This is a genomic window from Halopiger xanaduensis SH-6 (assembly GCF_000217715.1).
Classification (GTDB): Archaea; Halobacteriota; Halobacteria; order Halobacteriales; family Natrialbaceae; genus Halopiger; species Halopiger xanaduensis.
The window spans coordinates 243,053-263,519 of sequence record NC_015658.1 but is presented as its reverse complement, the minus strand read 5'-3'; the positions used below and the strand labels follow the sequence as shown (position 1 = coordinate 263,519).

General features: G+C 63.2%; 12 protein-coding genes. 3 read left to right on the top strand and 9 right to left on the bottom strand.

Annotation, left to right across the window (positions count from 1 at the left end; genetic code table 11):
* Positions 1-484 precede the first annotated feature (484 nt).
* Together HALXA_RS18790 and HALXA_RS21210 are read right to left on the bottom strand one after the other, a co-directional pair.
* On the bottom strand, positions 485-2,974 hold the full coding sequence (locus HALXA_RS18790; RefSeq protein ID WP_013875846.1) for an alpha-L-arabinofuranosidase: 2,490 nt from the start codon (positions 2,972-2,974) through the stop codon (positions 485-487).
* Between the two features lie 219 nt (positions 2,975-3,193).
* Positions 3,194-5,299: an IclR family transcriptional regulator domain-containing protein gene (locus HALXA_RS21210; RefSeq protein WP_013875845.1), complete on the bottom strand. Its 2,106-nt coding sequence runs from the start codon at positions 5,297-5,299 to the stop codon at positions 3,194-3,196.
* Between the two features lie 544 nt (positions 5,300-5,843).
* Here HALXA_RS21210 and HALXA_RS18780 point away from each other — a divergent pair.
* The gene (locus HALXA_RS18780) at positions 5,844-8,522 is read left to right on the top strand and encodes a glycoside hydrolase family 2 protein (protein WP_013875844.1); all 2,679 of its coding nucleotides are present in this window, start codon (positions 5,844-5,846) and stop codon (positions 8,520-8,522) included.
* A 53-nt stretch (positions 8,523-8,575) separates the two neighbouring features.
* Positions 8,576-9,337, top strand: coding sequence for an IclR family transcriptional regulator (locus HALXA_RS18775; protein ID WP_013875843.1), 762 nt, complete (start codon positions 8,576-8,578; stop codon positions 9,335-9,337).
* Between the two features lie 88 nt (positions 9,338-9,425).
* Here the strand turns inward: HALXA_RS18775 and HALXA_RS18770 are convergent, their stop codons facing one another.
* On the bottom strand, positions 9,426-11,336 hold the full coding sequence (locus tag HALXA_RS18770; protein ID WP_013875842.1) for a glycoside hydrolase family 127 protein: 1,911 nt from the start codon (positions 11,334-11,336) through the stop codon (positions 9,426-9,428).
* Between the two features lie 108 nt (positions 11,337-11,444).
* Between HALXA_RS18770 and HALXA_RS18765 the strand changes: the two genes are divergently transcribed.
* On the top strand, positions 11,445-13,649 hold the full coding sequence (locus tag HALXA_RS18765) for an alpha-L-arabinofuranosidase C-terminal domain-containing protein (protein WP_013875841.1): 2,205 nt from the start codon (positions 11,445-11,447) through the stop codon (positions 13,647-13,649).
* A gap of 12 nt (positions 13,650-13,661) precedes the next feature.
* Here HALXA_RS18765 and HALXA_RS18760 read toward each other — a convergent pair whose 3' ends face one another.
* From HALXA_RS18760 to HALXA_RS18735, 6 genes are all read right to left on the bottom strand, one after another.
* The gene (locus HALXA_RS18760; protein ID WP_013875840.1) at positions 13,662-13,874 is read right to left on the bottom strand and encodes a hypothetical protein; all 213 of its coding nucleotides are present in this window, start codon (positions 13,872-13,874) and stop codon (positions 13,662-13,664) included.
* Between the two features lie 68 nt (positions 13,875-13,942).
* Positions 13,943-15,055 carry an ABC transporter ATP-binding protein gene (locus HALXA_RS18755; protein ID WP_013875839.1) on the bottom strand — a complete coding sequence of 371 codons (1,113 nt, stop codon included), beginning with the start codon at positions 15,053-15,055 and terminating at the stop codon, positions 13,943-13,945.
* The gene (locus tag HALXA_RS18750; RefSeq protein WP_013875838.1) at positions 15,048-16,106 is read right to left on the bottom strand and encodes an ABC transporter ATP-binding protein; all 1,059 of its coding nucleotides are present in this window, start codon (positions 16,104-16,106) and stop codon (positions 15,048-15,050) included. The genes HALXA_RS18755 and HALXA_RS18750 overlap by 8 nt, the downstream gene beginning before the upstream one ends.
* Before the next feature lie 2 nt (positions 16,107-16,108).
* Positions 16,109-17,101: an ABC transporter permease gene (locus HALXA_RS18745; RefSeq protein ID WP_013875837.1), complete on the bottom strand. Its 993-nt coding sequence runs from the start codon at positions 17,099-17,101 to the stop codon at positions 16,109-16,111.
* Positions 17,102-17,114: 13 nt separating this feature from the next.
* Complete coding sequence (locus tag HALXA_RS18740) at positions 17,115-18,125, bottom strand: ABC transporter permease (protein ID WP_013875836.1); 1,011 nt, start codon at positions 18,123-18,125, stop codon at positions 17,115-17,117.
* Positions 18,126-18,202: 77 nt separating this feature from the next.
* Positions 18,203-19,885, bottom strand: coding sequence for an ABC transporter substrate-binding protein (locus HALXA_RS18735; protein ID WP_013875835.1), 1,683 nt, complete (start codon positions 19,883-19,885; stop codon positions 18,203-18,205).
* Positions 19,886-20,467 lie beyond the last annotated feature (582 nt).

Sequence of the window (20,467 nt, the reverse complement as noted above, 5' to 3'; positions counted from 1 at the left end):
CGGTATTCGACCTGCCGTAATTGTTCGATCTTCAGAACCGAAGATAGGTGCAATAGCTGCAATAGGTAGCTATTCTACCTGTGGAGGAACCAGGTGACAGTAATATAAAAATAACGAGTATTTCGACCTCGGTTATGTTATTTGACCAGTCTATACTGAGGATCAGTAATCGATCGTCTAGTGGTGTCCTTTGCATTCTATTTTGAGTTAGCTAAATAATCCACATTCTTCTGAGTAATTGGGCGAATATATGGATATACTGTGGTAAAAATTCGTTTCTATAATCGTCGAGCTCGTGGCCAGATTCGATGATCACTCTCGAGAATCAGATTCAGTATTTTATCAGCTCTAGACGTAGTATGTTATACTGTTATTAGTTGGCCACGTTGTGCGTCCTGCTGGCTCTCCGTTCAAGCTCCGACAGAACGCTCGACCACCAGCCGCCAAAATATAACTGTGAAGTGACTCGTGCTACTGCACTCGGCTATTTCGACTGCCCGCGCTTTTTGCCGTTCCCGTTCCCATTCCCGTTCTTCTTGCCGTGGCCGTTCTTCCTGCCGGGTGTGCTGTTGTTCCGGATCGGGATGTCCTCCTCACCGTCGAGTCCGGGCCACACGCCGTTGTCGCCGATGATATCGGCTCGACCCCGGTCGTTGTCGACGAACAGCCGGGCGATCGACGCCGGCTCGAGCTCGAGCGTGACCGTTCCGTCGCCGTCGACGTCCTCGATCGTGTGCTCGACCGCGTGGTTCGTCGGTTCGTCCCACGACGTCGGCGTCTCGTGCGGGAGCGGCCGCTCGTCGGTAGCCGGCTCGAGCGTGACGATTTCGACCGATTTGTCGGCGTACCACTCGCCCAGTTCGATCGTTACCTCGCTCTGTGCCCGGAGGTTCCGGTTGGTCAGGAACAGGGCCAGTTCCTTGCCCCGTCGGTTCTGCATCGCGGCGGCGTCGACGTACGGGACGTCGTCCATCGGGTTGATCCGCTCCCCGGTGTCGGGGAGGTCGCGACCGGCGCCGCTCGTCGCGACGTCGATCGCGTGCCACTCGGCGTCGTACTCGAAGACGGCCGAGTACAGCCCCGTCACGGAGCCGTCGGGACGGAGCGGGTTCGGATCCGGCGGGTAGTCATCCGTCTTCATCGGCACCCACGACTTGATCGGGACCCACGTTTGGGCGGCCCACTTGACGGTATCCGTCTCTCGAATACACGCGTTGAGCACGCCCGCGACGTAGGACGCGCCGGGCATCGTCTCCGGGCCCGGATACGGCGCGCCGTCCGCGACGGTCGGGAAGATGCCGATCTCGCTCAAGTTGACGTAGAAGTCCTCGTAACCGTGCTCGTCGGCCAGGTCGCCGAGGTCGGCGAGCTGCTCGCCGAGCTGGGTCGCTGCCATCACGATCACTTCGCTGTAGTCCCAGTCGTCGGCGTCGTGGTCGTTCTTCCACGTCTCGACCGCGTCGGCGCTCTCGAGTCCCCACTGGTAGCGGTGGATGTTCAGCCCGTCGAGTTGCTCTGGGGACAGTTCGTCCAGTAGCGTCTCGTTCCACGGATTGTCGTTGTGTTCGGCCTCGGCCGGATCCCACCCGCTCGCGATGATCGTGATCGAACCGTCGACCTCGCGCATCGCCGCGGCGTACTCGTCGAAGCCGATCCGGTCCTCGGAGCCGGTAGCGTACTCCGAGGCGTCCGATGTGTGGCCCCACTGCCAGTCCCCCCAGACCTCGTTGCCGACGCCCCAGTGGTCGACGTTCCAGGGGTCGGTGCGGCCGTGTTCTGCGCGCAGCGCGCCCATCTCGGTGTCGCTCGAGCCGTTGACGTACTCGACCCAGTCGGCGGCGTCTTCGGGCAGGATCTGTCGCTCTTCGGCCCAGTCGTCGGGGTTGTCCCACCAGCCGATCGTGATCTCGGGCGTGAGATCGGCGACCTCGCACAGTTCTAAGTATTCGGCGGTACCGAAGAAGTTGGGCTGCATTCCCTGCCAGGCGTGGTTGAACCGGGGCGTGCGCTCCTCGAGCGGGCCGATCCCGTCGCGCCAGTTGTACTGGCTGGTGACGTTGCCGCCGGGCCACTTCAGCCACGTGCCGTTCTGTTCCTCCAGCAGTTCGACCGTGTACGGGTTGAACTTCCCGTTGACGGCGTCGTCGGCCGCGAGTTCGATAAAGTCGATGTCGAAGTGGCCGACGCCGTCGGTCGTGAACTCGAGGGCGTACTGCCCGTACGGCGTTTCGACGTCCGCGACGGCGCCGCCGACGTACTCGTCCCCGCTTTGCTCCTCGAGTTCGAGCGTCGGTTCGTAGCGCGTCCACTCCTCGGAAACGTCCACCTCGGTCGAGGCGAGCACGTCGCCCTCGAGCGTCGTCAGCGACGCCGTGAGGGTGTCGACGTCGCCGCGCACCGAGAAGCCGAGGTCGTAGCCGAGCGTCCGGTTGTCGGGCAGGACGATCCGCTGTTTGAGGCCGCCGCTGTCGGCCGCGTCGTCGACCGCGATCCGCGGGTAGCCGACGGTCCCGTGCGGCGAGTCGCCGCCGGCGACGCGGTCGCCGTCGGCGCGGTGCTCGGAGGCGACGCCCGAATCGCCGACCGGCTCCCACGGGAACGGCAGCGTCTCGTGGCGCTCGACCTCGTAGAACGCGTCTATCTCGTCGCTGAACCAGTCGTCGGGAACCCGCCAGAACGTCGGGTTCATCACGTGCAGCGAGTAGACGCCCGGGTAGATCGTCGCGTCCCCGTAGTGCTCGTTCAGCCGGCCGAACAGCGTGTCGGGGACCGGCTCGTCGGACCGGGAGCGGGGATCGACGCTAACTCTGTTCTCGATCGTTTCCCGGGGTTCGGCCGACGCGATGCCGGCGCCGAGTCCGACCGTCGAACCGGCGACCAACACGGACTGCGTTGCGAGCAGTTCGCGACGCGACAGGCCCGCGTCGTCCGAACCGTTGTCGACACTACCATCTGCCGTTGGATCTGGTGACATCCGTCTGCGAATTGTACATAATGTTATTAAATTATTATCCAAAATTACACCAAATTGAAGGGTGAAGATAATTCCGTCCGCCGACTGATTATATATACGCGCGGCACCCAGCGAATCAATCCGTCCCGACGGTCGGCGAATCCGGGCATCGCCGCTCCCTCGTTCCCGATCGAGAAGCACCGAAAACCGGTCGGACCGGGTCGATAGCGGCCTCCGCTGCTAGGTGCGCAAGAGTTCAGTTTCGAGCGATTTCCCGGCCGAAACCAGCAGCGGCACGATCTCCTCCTGGAGGCGTCGGGAATCGTATTGCAACTCCGAACCGAGGACTTCTATGGCGGCGACCCCCTTGTCATCTGCATCTCGAATCGGAACGGCGATCCGATAGAGTTGATTCGTCTCCGCCTGCTGGTCGAAGGAGTGCCAGCGCTTTTCGAGCACGCCTGCGTTGTACTGTTGCGTGTTCGTTTCCCGATCGATGATGACGCGGTTGTCGCGCGCTTGCTTCAGGTCGGCGTAGAAGTTCTGGCGATCGATATCGAACACGGTGTTCTCGAGGATGTCGTCGACGTACTCCCGCGATCGGTACGAGAGGAGCGCCTTCCCGCCCGTCGACGCGTGGATCGGCATTCGGCTCCCCTCTTCGATGGTCCGGTCGTCGTGGGGCGACGTGGAGTAGAGATACACCGCATCGCCGTCCTCTTCGACGATCAGCGAGACCACTTCGCCGGTTTTCTCGGCCAGCGCGTCGAGTTCCGGCTGTGCGATGCGGTAGGCCTCGTGGCGAGAGACGACGCGTTGCCCGAAGTGGAACAGTCGCAGCGACGGTGCGTAGGCGCCGTCGGATTTCGTGACGTATCCGAGGTGTCGCAGCGTGTCGAGGTACTTGTAGACTGAACTTTTCGCGATGCCGGTCTGTCTGGACAGTTCGGTCACGCCGATCTCGCCCGTCTGCTCGAGCGTCTCGAGGAGTTCGAACGCTTTGACGATCGATTTGACGTGGTGCGATTCCGCCGACTGCGTCGACTCCCGCGACCGTCGGACCGCTCCGGGCGGGTCCTGCGACGGTGACGGCGACGGCGAGGACGACGATGAACGATCGCCGGCCCGTCGCTGCGACGCCCCCTCCGCCGCACGGTCGCTCGAGTCGTAGTCGAAAAGCGATTCCAGCGGCGCTCGCGCGTACCTGATCTCGGTTTTGCCGTGGCCGTCGTACGTCGAGGTCAGGTGCAGGAGCGCCGTCCCGTCCGCCGACGGGAGCAACGCGCTCGTCCACCCGACGGACCGGTGGCCGGTTTCGAGCTCGTCGTCGTACCACAGCGGTGCCGAAACCGGTTCCCACGTCTCCGTGCCGGAGAGATCGCTCGAGGCGAGCAGGACCGTCCCGCTTTCGGAAACGCGATTTCGGTTCTGGTCGCGGAGCGTCTTTCCTGCGACCAGAATCGTCCCATCGTCGTCCCCGTAGGGGACCCAGGTCGCGTAGGGCCCCTCGATGAGCTGGCGCCCGTCGTCGGTCCGGACGGGCGATCCGACGTCGTCGGGTGCGCCCCAGTCGCGGCCGTTCGGCGACGTTTTGACGTACACGCCGCCCCCGTACCGCCGCCCGCCGATAAAGTACGCGAGGAGGTACCGGCCCGTCGGGAGTTTCGTGATCGTCGGCATTCCCGGCGTCGACTCGTCGTCCGCGATCGCGACGTCGAACGTCTCGGAGTCCCACGTCTGCCCGCCGTCTGTGGAGACGCGGTGGCCGATGACGCGGTTGTAGCCGTCGTCCGAGTGGCGCGCGTCGGAGAAGTAACAGACGAGGTTGCCGTCGGCATCGACGGTCAGTTCGGGCGCCCACACCGGCGACTCCCCGCGTCCCGGGACGGCTTTTCCGCCCGTGTCGACGGTGCTGACGTACGTCCAGGTCCGGCCGCCGTCCTCGCTCGCGTAGAGGTCGATGCTCGTCTCGGAGCGGTCGCTCGGAATCGAGTTTCCGACGGCAAAGACCGTTCCCGCCTCCCAGGGACCGAGCTGCTGTGGGGCCTCGAAGAGCGTCGGCTGGTACCGCAGTCCCCACCCGTGCTGGGTGTCCCGAATCTCGGCGAAGCGAGACCAGGTTCGGCCGTCGTCGGTGCTCCGATAGACCGGGAAATACGGCTCGTCGGTGCCGTTCTTGCCCGCCGTCTCGTAACATTCGAACGTCGCGAGAAGCGTCGGGTCGCCGCTCTCGTCGTGCTCGAGTCGAGCGACTCGAGGGTACATCGCCCCGGGGACCGGCGCCCACTCCGGGGGGCTGTACAGGACGCGTCCGTCGCGGTCGTCCGTTGGTTCGTCGTCGGTCATCGTCCTCCGTCTGCTGGCGTGTCGTTCCCCTCTGATCGGCTGGCCGTCCGACACCGTCCGGTCTCGCACGTCGGCCCAGCCGGTCTGTGGGGTACCAGTCCGTTGCGCGAACGTCGTCGACCGGGGCGGACCGTGCGTGCGTGTGTCATTGAGTGGCTCTTCGTTGTTGGACGACCTTATTGGTACGGATCCCTACTGCGGATTCGTTCGGCGTTCGTGATCGGTCTCGATTCGATCGGAGCGAAACGGCGCCGGCGTTTCCACCGCGCCCACGAACGTATTTCTTTATGAGAAACAGAATGTCTTCTCCGTAGAGCCGCTAATATCCCGAATTTCTCCGTGTTACACCATACCATTCGTTACAACAGTACCCGTGTAATTATGCGATCCCGCCGCTATCTATTTCTTATAGAGAAATAGCATACGGCGAATCGTTTGCGGTTGTTCGGAGGGGCGGACGGCCTCGAGTCAGTCGAAGACTGCCAGGCCCTCCTGGGCTGGGCGGATACTGAAGATTTAACCCCGATCAACCAGACACACCGGTATGAACGACGATACGTCCCTTCGCCGCTCTCGGTCGCTCGACGGGGAGTGGCTCTTCGAAGTCGATCCCGACGGCATCGGGATGACGGAGGGATGGCAGACGGAACTCGCGATGTGGCTCACCGAGGCCAATCCCGTCGACGTTCCGCACAGCTGGCAGGAGGACGACGGCCTGCGGGGATATACCGGAACCGCGTGGTACAATCGGACCTTTCAGGTCGACGTGGCGGAACTCGAGTCACGGCGCGTCTTCGTCGAATTCGGCGCCGCCGACTACTGGACGACCGTCTGGGTCAACGGGGAGCGGGTCGGCGAAAACCGCGGCGGCTACCTGCCCTTCGAGTTCGAAATCACGGATGCGATCACCGACGGGGAGAACGCGCTCACCGTCGCGGTTCACGATCCCGAGGATCTGTCGGAGATTCCCCACGGGAAGCAGGGCGAGCCGTGGTTTACGCGCGTCAGCGGAATCTGGCAGTCGGTGACGCTCTCGTTCCGGCCGGAGACCCACGTTTCGGGGGCGAAAGTGACGCCCGACCTCGAGACGGATACCGCCGCCGTCTCGCTTGATGTCGACGTCGGCGACAGTGATCCGTCGGCGGTCGACGCCGTCGTTCGAGCCTCGCGAGACGGGGAGGTCGAAGCGATCGCCGTCCATCCGATAGACGGGGACGACGACGCCGTCCTCGAGTTCGACGAGCCGGCGTACTGGTCGCCCGAGTCCCCGGCGCTGTACGACCTCGAGATCACGCTCGAAGCCAACGGCGAGGTGCTCGATCGCTACGAGGATTACTTCGGCCTCCGGACGATCGAGCGCGACGACGACGGCTTCCGGCTCAACGGCGACCCGATTCGACTCCGCGGGGTGCTCGATCAGGGCTACTTCCCCACGACGTTGTACCGACCGCCGGACGACGGCTTCTTCGAGCGCGAACTCGAGCGCGTCTCGGAACTCGGGTTCAACCTCGTTCGCAAACACCTCAAACCGGCCCACCCCGATTTCCTCGAGGCAGCCGACCGGCAGGGAATCCTCGTCTGGGAGGAGCCGGCGAACCCGGCACAGTATACGGATCGCTCGAAAGAAGAGGTGAAAACCGAACTCCGCCGGCTCGTCGAACGGGACTACAACCGGCCGAGCGTCGTGGTCTGGAGCCTCTACCACGAGGAGTGGGGGATCGGCCACGACGAGGCCGAAGAGACGCTCTGGACCGACGAGGCGAAGCAGACGTACCTCGCGTCGCTGGTCGAAACGGTTCGGGAGTGGGATCCGACGCGCCTCGTCTGTGACAACTCCGGGTGGGCCCACGTCGAGACCGATCTCAACGACTACCATTGGTACTGTATCAGTCCCGACCGAGCGACCGAGTGGGTCGAGAATCTGGAACACACGCTCCACCACCGCCGGGATAACTACGCGACCCAGCGCTGGTCCGACGACGGCGAGCCGGTCGTGATCTCGGAGTTCGGCGCCCTCTCGTTTCCGTCGGTTTCCACGCTCGTCGACCACTACGGTCGAGAGCCGGCGTGGTTCTCCCACGAGTTCCTCACCGACCCGGTCAAGCGGCCCAGCGGCGTTCAGGACCGGTTCGCCGAGACCGGTCTCGACGACGTCTTCGACGGCCTCGAGGACCTCGCCGCGTCGTGGCAACACCGCGCGAGCGTCTCGCTCGAGCACATCCTCGGCGAGTTTCGAACGCGGGAGGAAATCGCCGGCTACGTGCTGACGCAGCTGTACGATACCGAGTGGGAGGTGACCGGCCTGCTCGATTACTGCCGAAACGAGAAGGCCGTCTACGACGACGTCGCCGCGCTGAACGCCGACGTGACGATCGTCCCGACGGTCGATTCGCACGTCGCGTGGGGCGGCGGGGAGTGCGAACTCGAGATCGCGCTCGTCAACGATACCGACGACCGCGTCGTCGAAGACCTCGAGTGGGAGTTCGACGGGACGACCGAAACCCGACAGCTGACTGCCCCGCCACACTCCGTAGCGGAACTGGATCCGGTTCGGATTACCGCCCCGGAGGTCGAGTCGGTACAGATCGCTGATCTAACGGTTCGGGGCTGCTCCGAGACGGAACTGGCGCGTACGGAACCGATCGTCGTCGTCCCGTCGCCGCGCGAACCGCCGGAAGCGCTGGTGTTCGCCGAGGGGACGCTCGCCTCGAGACTCGCGTCGGTGGGATTCGACGTCACCCACCGCCTGACGCCCGACGTCGACGTCGCGTTCGTGACGGAGACGACCGCGGAGATCGTCGAGTTCGTTTCGAACGGGGGGACCGCCGTCCACGTCCCGGACCGCCAGGGAGAGATGCAGGGGACCGAGTTTTTCGAGTTTCGGTCGCTCCCGCGGACGGACAGCTGGAACAACGCGGCGTCGTTTTTCTACCAGGATTCGCCGCTCGTCGAGGCGTTCTGTTCGAACCGCCACCTCGGGTGGGAGTTCGAAGACGCCTACCCGTACGACATCGTCGCGGACGTCGCGCCCGAGGAGGACACCGTCCACGTCGGGTTCGTGCGGGGGTGGCTGGCCGACCAGGGGAGTCCGCTCCTCGAGCGGTCCGTCGACGACGGTCGGGTCGTCGCGTGCACGTTCCGCGTGCAGACGACCGCCGGATCGCACCCGGTAGTGACCGGGTTGTTGTGTCGACTCGTCGACTATCTCGCCGGCCGGGACTAGGCGAGTTCTCGGCTCGGGACAATCTATATGTGGCGGTGAGCGTAACTACGACTATGGCTAAGTCAGAGTCTTCTATCCGGTCCGTTAGCCGCACCTTCGAAATCTTGGAGGTCATCCGCGACCTCGACGGTGCGACCATCGGCGAGATCACGGAGCGGGTCGACATCGGACAGCGGTCGGTGTACAACTACCTGAAAACGCTCGAGCATAACGAGTACGTCGACAAGGACGGCGACGAGTACCACATCGGACTGCCGCTTTTCAGTCTCGGCTCTCACGCGAGAAATCTCGTCCCCATCTACGACATCGCCCAACCGCAGGTCGATCGCCTCGCCGAGGAGACGGGCGAACTCGCGACGCTGTTCGTCGAGAACAACGGCCTCGGGGTCTACCTGTACTACGCCAGCGGAACGAACGGAATCGAACTGGGCACGCACGAAGGCGAACCCGTCCACCTCCACAGTACGGCGTCCGGAAAAGCGCTACTCGCGTTCCGCTCCCAGTGTGAGGTCGACGGCATCGTTTCGGAGCACGGTTTACCGATGCTCACGTCGAACACCATCACGACACGTGAGTCCCTCGACAACGAACTGACCGCAATCCGCGAACGAGGGTACGCGGAGAGCGACGAGGAACAACGGCCCGGGTTGCGATCGCTCGCTGCACCGATCACCGACGACGACGGGCGAAGTATCGCGTCGATCGGTCTCTCTTGCCCCGTCCACCGCGTCGACGACGATCAGTTCTACGGCGACTATCTGACCGCGCTCCAGGGTGCGGCGAACGTGATCGAACTCGAGTACAACTACGCGTAGTGCTGCCGGCCTGACTCGTTCGGAGCGACGGCGGTATCTCGTTCCCGACCGGATGACTCGAACTCGACGTTAAAACTGTGGTCTCCGCTTAGTTTTCCTGTAGCCAGACGCGCATCGCACTGCTTTCGCGGTTATCCCACGCGTAGTACGGGATCGCGGTCAATTGGGCCGTCGTCTCCTCGCATTCCTCGGCCGGTCGGTAGAGGCTGTTCCCCCAACCGTCGAGAGCCGGGACCGGCGCTTCCCCCTCGAGGACGGTCACGCCGCCCAGGAGGTCGTCCCGGTAAACCGGCTCCAGGTCGGTCGTCGAGTCGACGCGGTACTGATGCACCGGTCGCTCGGCGTCGGGCTCCTCGAGGCAGTACACGATCGGCCCGCGCTCGAGGGCGACGCGGCCGGCGTTGGCCGCGACCGCGGGATGGCTGCGGACGACGGTAACCGACATCTCGAAAGTCGCGGTGATTCGATCGTCGTCCCACGTGCGCTCGAGGGAGACGTACCCGTCGCCGTCGACCGGGATCGGCTCCCCGTTCACCTCGATCGACGCCTCGTCGCACCACTCGGGGACGCGAAGGGAGATCGTCGCCTGCGTCGGTTCCGGCGCCTCGACGTCGATCGTCACCTCGCTGTCCCAGGGGTAGTCGGTCGTCTGTGCGACCTCGAGTTCGGCGTCGTCGACCGTCGGTGTCGCCGTACTCTCGACGTACTGGTTGACGTAGAGTTCCCGCCCGTCGACGGTGTACAGGTACCGCTCGAGCGAGGCGAACAACCGCGCGACGTTGGGCGGACAGCACGCGCAGTCGAACCAGCCCTGACGGCCGTGGCTCCCGTCGCTCTCGAGGCGGTTGTCGTAGAAGAACTCGGTGCCGTCGAGCGAGACGCCGGCCAGGAAGCCGTTGTAGAGCGTCCGTTCGATGAGGTCGGCGTACTTCGCGTCGCCGGTCAGTTCGAACATGCGCCGGTTCCAGAAGACGCTCCCGATCGCCGCGCAGGTCTCGGCGTAGGCCGTGTCGTTGGGCAGGTCGTAGTCCTCGGTGAACCGCTCGCCCTCGTGGGCCGACCCGATGCCGCCGGTGACGTACAGCCGCTTCGTCGTCATGTTCCGCCAGAGCCGCTCTAAGTGCTCGAGCAGTTCGTCGTCACCCATCTCCGCGGCGACGTCCGCGGCGCCGGCGAAGAAGTACATCGCCCGCACGGCGTGACCCTCGACGGCGTCCTGCTCCTCGAGCGGGGCGTGCGCTTGCGCGTACGTGCCGTCGTACTCGCCGTCTTCGTAGAACGCGCCGCGAGCGCTCTCGGCGATTCCGCCGTCGTCGGAGTCGTAGCCGGCGATCTCCTCGGTGTTCTCGAACTCCCGCTCGAAGCGGTCGGTGCGGCCCCGAACGTCGATGAAGTAGGCGGCGAGTTCGACATAGCGATCCTCGCCGGTCGCGCGGGCGAGTTTCACCAGGGCGAGTTCGATCTCCTGGTGGCCCGGCGCGCCGTCGACCTCGTCTGGGAACACCTCGTCGATGTAGTCGGCGAATTTCGTCGCGACGTCGAGCAACGACGTCTTCCCCGTCGCACGGTAGTGCGCAACGGCCGCTTCGATGAGGTGGCCCGCGCAGTACAGTTCGTGCATCATGTTGAGGTTCGTCCACTTCTTCGCCGGCTCCTCGAGCGCGAAGTACGTGTTGAGGTAGCCGTCGTCCTCCTGCGCGGCGGCGATCAGGTCGACGACCTCGTCGACCCGTTCCTCCAGGTCAGGGTCGTCGGTCGTCGCGAGGACGTAACTGGCGGCCTCGATCCACTTGTACGCGTCCGTATCGGCGAACCAGAACCCCTCGAAGCCGCCCGTTTCGCCGGCGGCGGCCCGCCGGAAGTTCTCGAGGCAGCCGCTCGTCTCGAGTTGCTCGTACTGGTACTCGATCGTCACGTCCCGGTTCGTCTCGATTCGCGGACGCCAGAAGTCGTCGGTGATCGTCACGTCCGAAAGCGGGACTGCGTCTGCGTTCATCATCGTCTATTGTGTGCGAACAGCACACAATGACATATAAATACTGCTGTAAGTCCGTCCCGTCGGCGACCCACACATTTATGATAGGCTGTGAAACAATTCCGAACGATCATGGCAGACCTTTTCACGCACGCGAGCGGCGAGTCCGAGTCTCGAGCGACCGTTCGGCTCGATCCCTCGCGCCGGGGCGACGACGTGTCTCCCGAACTGTATAGCAAATTCGGCGAACACCTCTACACGCCGCGGAACGTGACGAACGTCCTCGAGGCGCAGGTGCTGTTCAATCCGACCTTCGGCTCCTGGAAGTTCGGGGACCAGCAGTACGGTGCCGACGGCGGGAACAGCGAGCTCTCCGACCCCGACGCCATCGACGAGCGGATCGAGACCTACGCCGAGACCCACGGGTTGCCGGCCGCCGAGCGGTTGCAGCGCGCGTATCACGATGGCACTGCGCTGTGGTGGTTCCCGTACGGGCACGCCGCGGACGTTCGAACGAGCCCCGACATCGGAACGGCGGACGACCGCGCACAGCGGTTCGAGACCGGATCCACGGACGGATACGACGGGCTCGCGCAGTGGTGTTACCTTCCAGTCCACCGGACGACCGCGTTCGAGGGGCAGGTAACGCTGCGCGCCGCCGAGGAGACGTCGGTTCGTCTCGCCATCCACGAGGTCGACGACGACGGCTCGATCGGCACGCTACTCGCCGAAACCGAGGTGACCGCTCGAGACGAGAACCGGACCGTCTCGTTCTCGCTCGAGCTGCCGCCGGTCGACCGGGAGGACGAGCGTCTGTACGGGTTCAGCGTGACCACGCAGGCGTCGGACGCGAACGTCGTCGTCGACCGCGTCTGCTGTTATCCCGACGATCACGTCGCCACGGCCGATCCCGAAATCGTCGAGTTGCTCTCGGAGATGAACCTCTCCGTGCTCCGGTGGCCCGGCGGGAACTTCGTCTCCGGCTACCACTGGGAGGACGGCGTCGGCCCGATAGAGGAGCGGCCGACGAAGCCGAACCCGGCGTGGGACGCCCTCGAGACGAACCTGTTCGGCACCGACGAGTTCGTCGCGCTCTGCGAGGCGGTCGGCTGCGAGCCGATGATCTGCCTGAACGCCGGGAGCGCGACGCCCGAGGAAGCGGCCCGCTGGGTGGAGTACTGCAACGGCTCGACCGACACCGAGATGGGCGCGCTGCGGGCCGAACACGGCCACCCCGACCCGTACGACGTCACCTACTGGGAGGTCGGGAACGAACTCTACGGCTCGTGGCAGATCGGCTGGACGACGCCGAGGGGTAACGCGGACCGGTTCCGCCGGTTCAAGAACGCGATGGAGTCCGTCGACGACTCGATCGAGGTGCTGGCCTGCGGGAACCGACTGACCGACTGGAACGAGCCGCTGCTCGAGGAACTCGACGCGGACGACTGGCTCACGGACCACGTCCTCATGGAGTGTCACGCCAGTCCCGAGACCGATCCGGTCGAACTGTTCAACGCCCACTCGGGCGTCGCGAGCCAGTTGCGCGAGGAGTACGAGGCGGTCGCAGCCGACTGCCGGGACGCCGGCCTCGAGGACGTGCGACAGGCGATTACGGAGCTGCAACTGTTCACCCGGTTCGACGAGCCAGAGGACGACACCGAACCGTCCACAGACTCTCAGAAGCACCAACTCGACCGCGAGACGCTCCCGACGAACAAGAGCATCACCGAGGTCGTCTTCGACGCCACGATCATCCACGAGTGCATCCGGAGCGGCACCGTCGAGATGGTGACCCACTCCGGCGTCGGGAACCACGGCGGCGGCCTCCGGAAGTCGCAGGGACGCGTGTGGGCCGACCCCTGTTACTACGGCCAGCAGCTCGGTTCGGGGCTCATCGGCGGGACCCCGATCGGCGTCGACGTGACCTGCCACACCTTTTCGACGGAGACGACCTGGGGGGCGGACACGAGCGAGTGGTTCGGCGAACTCGAGCCGGTGACCGACGAGCCCGCAGTCGACGCGATGGCGGTGACCGACGCCGACGAGCATGATCTCGCCGTCATCCTCGTCCACCGCGACGCCGGGGCCGACGCTATCGACGTCACGGTGTCGGGCGAGCCGCTGGCGGCCGTCAACGGGGGCGAAATCACCGTCGACCGCCTCTCGGCGGAGACGATGTACGACCGAAACACGCTCGAGGAGCCCGACCGGATCACGCCGACGACCGACAGCGCGGTGGTCGACGAGGATAGCGTCACGGTGTCGCTTCCGCCGTACTCGATGGTTCGGTTGACCGCGGACCGGGAGAATACGGCTGAAGCCGAGAACGGGACGTAAGCCTGCAGCGGGCTAGCTTTCGTCGAGAAACGAGAACGGCTCCCAGCCGAAGTAGAGTCCGGCCGCCGCGACGAGAATCACCACGCCCTGGATCGACAGCGTCAGCACGGAGATAACGTATCCCCCCGATCCGGGTTCTTGGAAGGGAAACAGCGCCAGCAGGATAACCGCCAGCGTCAGGGTGATCGCGAGGAGCCCCCGGAATATCGCTTCGCTCGTGTTCATTGCACGCTCGTTTCGACGGCGGCGTAATAGAAGTACTGGAGACTGTCAGGCCCAGATCGTGGGAACCGCTACTGCGTCGGCTCGTTCTCGAGCCGTGCGGTATCGTCCGGTTCGTCCGTAAGTTCGGGACTGTCCCAGTACTCGTGGGTGTCGAGTTCCCGGAAGCAGGTCACCGTGTGGTCGTCGTCGCCGTCGACCGGCACCGCGTCGGGCGCGCTGTGCTTACAGGCTTCGCGCGCTTTCGGACAGCGGGTGTGGAACCGACAGCCCGAAGGTGGGTTCCGCGGATCCGGCACGTCAATCTTCCGAAGTGGCGAGCCGTCCGGTTCATCGACATCGGGATCGAGGTTCGGCGTCGCCCACACCAGCGCCTTCGTGTAGGGGTGTTTCGGATTCTCGAGCACCTCGTCGATGGGGCCGAGTTCGACCAGCTCGCCGAGGTACATGATGCCGATCCGACCGTCGGACTTCCCGGCGACGTAGCTGGCGTTCGAGAGGTTGTGGCTGATAAACAGGAAGGAGGTGTTGAACTGCCCCTGCAGTTCCAGCATCAGGTCCATCATGTCGATCCGCAGGGAGACGTCGAGCGCCGACACCGCCTCGTCGGCGAGGATGAGATCGGGGTTCATCAACAGCGCCCGAATGAGCGCGACGCGCTGTTTCTCGCCGCCCGAGAGCTGGTGGGGGAACCGCTTGGCGTAGTCCTCCGGCGGGGACATGCCGACTCGCTCGAGCATTTCGTAGATGCGCTCTCGGCGATCGAAGGCGTCCATCTCCGGCTTGCGAAGCTTGAGCGGCGCCTCGAGGGAGTGCTGGACCGTCTTGTTCGGATTGAGCGACGCACCCGGGTCCTGCGGGATGATCTGGAGCGATTGCCGAATTTCGTCGAAGGGAATCTCGACGGTTCCTTCCCCGTCTTTGGCCTTCCAGATGTCTTGCCCGCGGTACGACACCGTGCCGGCGGTCGGCCGCTGGACGCCGATCGCCGTCTTTCCGAGGGTCGTCTTTCCGCAGCCGGACTCGCCGACCAGCGCGACGACGTCGTTCTCGGGGATCGAAAGCGAGACGTCGTCGACCGCCTTGACGATGTCAGTGTCGCCGCGCAGCCGAGAGAGCATCGACGAATCCGACTCGAAGTGGACCTCGACGTTCTCGAGGGCGACGACGTGATCGTTACTCATTGATCTTCACCTCCTGAAGGGTCAGCGGTACCGCATCGGGGACGTCTTCGACGTAGTGACACGCCGCGACGTGTCCGTCGTCCGCGTCCGAATCTAGCGGCGGGTCGTCGCGTTCGCAGACCGCATCGGATAGCGGACATCGGGGATGGTAGGAACAGCCCTCGGGAACCGACACCGGATCCGGCGCCGCCCCCTCGATCGGCTTCATCTGTTCGCGCGGCGTATCGAGATTGGGCGTCGAATTGAGCAACGCTCGCGTGTAGGGGTGTTTCGCCGCCTTCAGCACCTCGTACGCGTCGCCGACCTCGACGAACTCGAAGGCGTACAGGACGGCGATCCGATCGGCCAGGTTCGCGACAAGCGGCAGGTCGTGGGTGATGAAGACGATCGTCAGATCTCGCTGTTCGGCGATCTCCCGGATAAGTTGGATGATGCTGCGCTGCATCAGCAAGTCCAGCGCGGCGGTCGGTTCGTCCATCACCAGTACTTCGGGCTCGAGGACGAGCGAGAGGGCGATCAACGCCCTCTGGGACATGCCGCCCGACAACTCGTGCGGGTAGGAGTCGAGCACTTGGTCGGCCTCGAGGTAGAGGTCAGAGAGTAGTTCCTCGGCGCGGGCCATCCCTTCCTCGACGTCGTAATCGTGGACGGACAGCGTCTCTCGGAAGTGGTCTCCGATCGTCATCGTCGGGTTGAACGAACTCATCGCGCCCTGGAAGACCATCGCGATCTCCTCCCAGCGGACCTGCTTGATCTCCTCGTCGGAGAGCTCGAGCAGGTCGATGGATTCGCCCGACTCAGGATGGTAGGTGATATCGCCGGTGAGGATGCCGGGATCGACGACCGCGTCGAGCAACGCCGAGGCGAACATCGATTTCCCGCTCCCGCTCTCCCCGACGACGCCGAGGACCTCGCCTCGTTCGATGTCGAGGGAAACCTCGTTCAATACCTTCGATTCGCCGCGTTCCATGTCGAACGAGACGCTCGTGTTACGGACCTCAAAGATCGGATCGTCGACCGACGACGTTCGTGCGTGTTGTTGTTGTTGCATCGTTATTCCTCGTACGGCGCAGTGTCTTCGACGGTTTCCGCGTGACGCGCCCGAATCCGCGGGTTGAACAGTTTTTCAGTGCCCTGTGCGAACAGTACCAATCCGAACGAGAGCGTGACGATCGTTATCATCGGAATGAGTAGCCAGTATACCATCTCGAGCGAGTAGATGGCGGCGTTCGTGTAGGCGTTGTTGAGCATGATTCCCCAGTTGCTTCCGACGCTGTTCAGGAGCCCGAGATAGTACAGGGCGACCGATCCGAAGATCACCCCCCGCGCGGAGTTAACGAAGTTGATCAGTACGTAGGGCATGATATTTGGGATAACGTCGTCCTTGAGGATTCTCGTAAGGGGTGCACCCATGATCCTCGAGACCTCGACGTACGTGTGATCCCTGATCGAAAGCACCTGGGATCGAATCGATCGCGCGAGGCCCGCCCACGCGTTGATCGAGAGGAAGATTCCGACCAAGTACGGGCTCCGCGGGTCGAAGACGGCGACCAGGAGGATGATCAGAGGTAGGCCGGGGATAGTCATCGCAATGTCGGTAAAGGTAGTCAGAACCCTGTCGACGAACCCACCCTTGTAGCCCGAGACGGTTCCGATACCCACTGCCATGATCGTCGAGAACACCGCTCCGGCCAGGATCATCTTCAGCATCGGCGGCGTCGCGTACACGATCTCCGACAGGAGGCTCGTCCCGAGATTGTCCGTTCCGAGCGGGTACGACATACTCTGGAACGGCGGCGTGCGGTTCGGCCCCTGTCCTTGCGTCGGCGCAGGAACGAGATAGAGTCCGACCGTCCCCATCAAGACGTAAAACAGGATAATGAGGGAGCCGAGCTGCGTCCGCCAGTCGTCCCAGATGACCCGTAGCGGGGCGAGAACGGCGACGTCAAGCCACTCCCTGTACAGTTCCGACCGAGTCGCTCTCGGCCCGTCGCTTGCTCCGTCTCGGTCGTCGGTCGCGTCGAACGTCGAATTCGTTTCAGCCATTGTCAGTCACCTCTTAGTATGCCTCTTTGGACTGGCCTTCGCTGATCCGCGGATCGATCTTTCCGTACGTGAGATCCGCGATCAGGATACAGATCAGAACCGCGACGGTGATAACGAGGAAGATGCCCATCATCAGCGGGTAATCGCCGCTGTGGATTCCCTGCAGGAGGTAGTACCCCAGCCCGGGGTACGCGAAAATCTCCTCGAGGATGACCGAGCCGCCGAACATGAATCCGATGGAGATCATCAGGCTCGTGTACATCGGCAACACGGCGTTTCGACCGACGTATCGAATCGCGATTCGCCGTCCGGGGACGCCGCGGAGGTTCGCAACCCGAATGTAGTCTTCACCGATCTCCTGGATGGCGTTCCCTCGCATCGTGACCGCCGTCCCGCCGAAGCCGGTCACGACGAGGGACGCGATCGGGAGCGTCGCGTGGTACAGGACGTCGGAAATGAACGCGACCGACAGCGACGGATCGATGCTGGTCGAGTAGTTCCCCGACTGCGGGAAGACACTCAGCTGGATGGAGAGAACATACACCAGGAAGATCGCCGCGATGTAGTAAGGAACCGAGTTTAGAAACATCGAGACGACCGTCGAGCCGACGTCGAATCGGCTTCCCTCTTGATACGCCATGACGGCCCCGAGAACGATCCCGATCGCGAACGAAAGCAAGATTGCGATCGTCAGGAGGAAGATCGTCCACGGGGCGGCTTCGATAATGATGCCGCTAACGGGGCGGTTGAACCACACCGATTGCCCGAGATCCCCCTGCAGGACGCTGGTGAGATAATCGAAGTACTGGACGTACAGCGGCGTCGACGGGTCGACGTTCGTGTACGACTCGACGAGCGAGTTGAGTTGGGACATATCGACGCCGTTCGATCCGCGGTTCTGCATGACTTGGGCCCTGATGTACTCCGCCGGACCACCAGGCATCGCTCGAATCAGCCCGAACGTCACGGTTATCACGGCGAGAAACGTGATAACTGCTTGCCCGAGACGCTTTATTATGTACATTAATTTGAATGAGTGTGGTAGGTGTTGTCCTATAATGGTTCCGTTTTACTGACGGATCGGCGCCGAGCGTCGCAGCCCTACTTCGCCTGTAGGTCGCCGAACCGCGGGAACCACCAGAGCGGCCACTTCGACTGGTACTTCGGCGAGTCCGGTTCCGGGACCTCCCAGTCGTCAGTGTAGAACCAGACCGGATCGTTAATTTCGTTGATCTGCAGCATCGGCATCGTCTGGTTGGTGATCCACGCGAGTTCGTCGACGAGACTGGTCGCTTCCGCTTCGTCCTGCGTAACGAGTAGCTCCTCCATCAATCCGCGCGGATCGACGGACTCGAGTTCGCCGTCGGGGTCGCCCATCGGCGGCGCCTCGAGGTCGTCGGGGGAGAGGTTCATGAACTCCGGATCGATGTTGTAGTACATGTCGAAGACGTAGTACGGGCTCGATCGCTGGAGCGTCCACCCCGTCGACGCCAGTTGGAAGTCGCCGGCGAGGTAGTGGTTAGACCAGTACGCCGACTCCTCGATCTGCTGAAGCTCGGCGGCGATCCCCTCCCCGTTGAGGTTGTCGACGATCGTCTCGTAGACGGGATGCCAGTCGTTGAAGCCGGCGACGGTTTTGACCGTCACTTCGAACCGGCTGCCGTCGGGACGGTACCACTCGCCGTCGTCCTTCTGGTAGCCCTCTTCCTCGAGGAGCCGTCGGCCCCGCTCCGGATCGTCGTACCGGTGGAGTTGCTCGGCCATCTCGTCGGAGACCTTGTTCCGCCAGCGGTCGCTTTGTTCGTTCTGTCCGTCGATGTTTCCGACGAGGCCGCTCGGCGCCTCGACCGGCTGTCCGAAGCGGCCGTAATTGCTCGCGCAGGCGTCCCGGTCGATAAACTCGCAGATGGCCTGGCGGACGTAGATATTGCCGAAGTCCTCGTCCTCGTGGTTGAAGGGCAACGAGTGGCCCCACAGGGCGGGCAGTTGTGCGTGCAAGAGACTATCAGGAGCGCTGTCGAAGACGGACTCCGGTGCGGTGTAGTTCCGGATGCCGTCGATATCGCCCCCGAGCAGTACGCTCGCAGTGTCGGTCGAGACCCGTTGAATTTCCCAGTAGTCCCAGTTGATGTTGTCTGCGTCCGGGTGGTGCTCGTAGAGGCTCATCCGGAGATAGTTGTTCGTCCGCTCCTCGAACTGGAAGGGGCCGTTCCCTTTCGGCTCGTCGAAGGCGTCGTTGCGGAGATCGCTTCGAATATCGGCGACTTCGTCGTCGGTTGTCGCATCCTCCCACCGCTCGACGTAGTCCCGGTACATCCGGTGTGGCGTCTCGAGCCAGTAGTAGTTGAGCGCGTCCATGAACAGCCGCTCGTTGACCGTTCCGTCGAGGGTGAGCTCGACGGACTTGTCGCCGGCCCGTTGCATGTCGGTCCAGAGGGTCGAGATCGTGTCGCCGATGATGGCGTCGGTCGCCAGTTTCGTGTAGAGGTCGTCGGCGTTGACCGGATCACCGGGGTCTCCGTTGTGCCACGTGAGGCCGTCTCGCACCTTCAACACTGCAGTCTCACCGCTGAACTCCTCGACCGAGACCGCGTACGAGTCGAACTCCTCGTCGGCGATGTGGTATCGCTGGAGCGGATCGCACTGCATCTCGTGGGCGAACGGATTGGTCAGGTTGAGGTGATTGAACTGCCAGTTCGTCGGCTGGGTCGTCGTCGGCTCGACGAACGTATCAGTCCCTCCTGATTCCCCCTCGTCGCTTCCCGCGCAACCGGCCATGACCATCGCACCGCCAGCTGCGCCGGCGCGAAGAAGACCTCTGCGTGAGATAGAGCGCTGACTTGACTCTACCGTGTGCTCATTGCCATATGGTGGCATAGCCCTCTATTCTGTTTAGGGGATAAAAAATATTGTGGACTATAATGACCTACAGAGCGTTTGAGACGAACCGTCGTTTGTCACGGTTGCTCGCGCGGTACTACGGTGGCGAATTAGATTTCCGGCCTCTATTCGAAGCGGATCGGTGTCCACCTACTCCCCTATTGGTACGATCGCCGACCGAATGGGTGCTATCGGTACCGCTATCGTGTAAGCGGACTGCGTGTGGGATGTACTGTCACTCTGTGTTTCCTAATTAGAAACAACAGAATCACACAAAATACATTTACGAATGTACTGTTGTAATCAGATGGGGCGGCTGTATTGAGAATCATGGAGAATGCGGGATGCTTCCGACGAGTAGATGTATTTCTCATTGGGAAACGTAGTCTACTGCGGACTCGAGGTACCGAATCAGCCGTCTTGCCATCTCGTGCTGAAACGGACGGTCACGACGATTACCGGCGGCGTGAGACGATGTGAACTCCG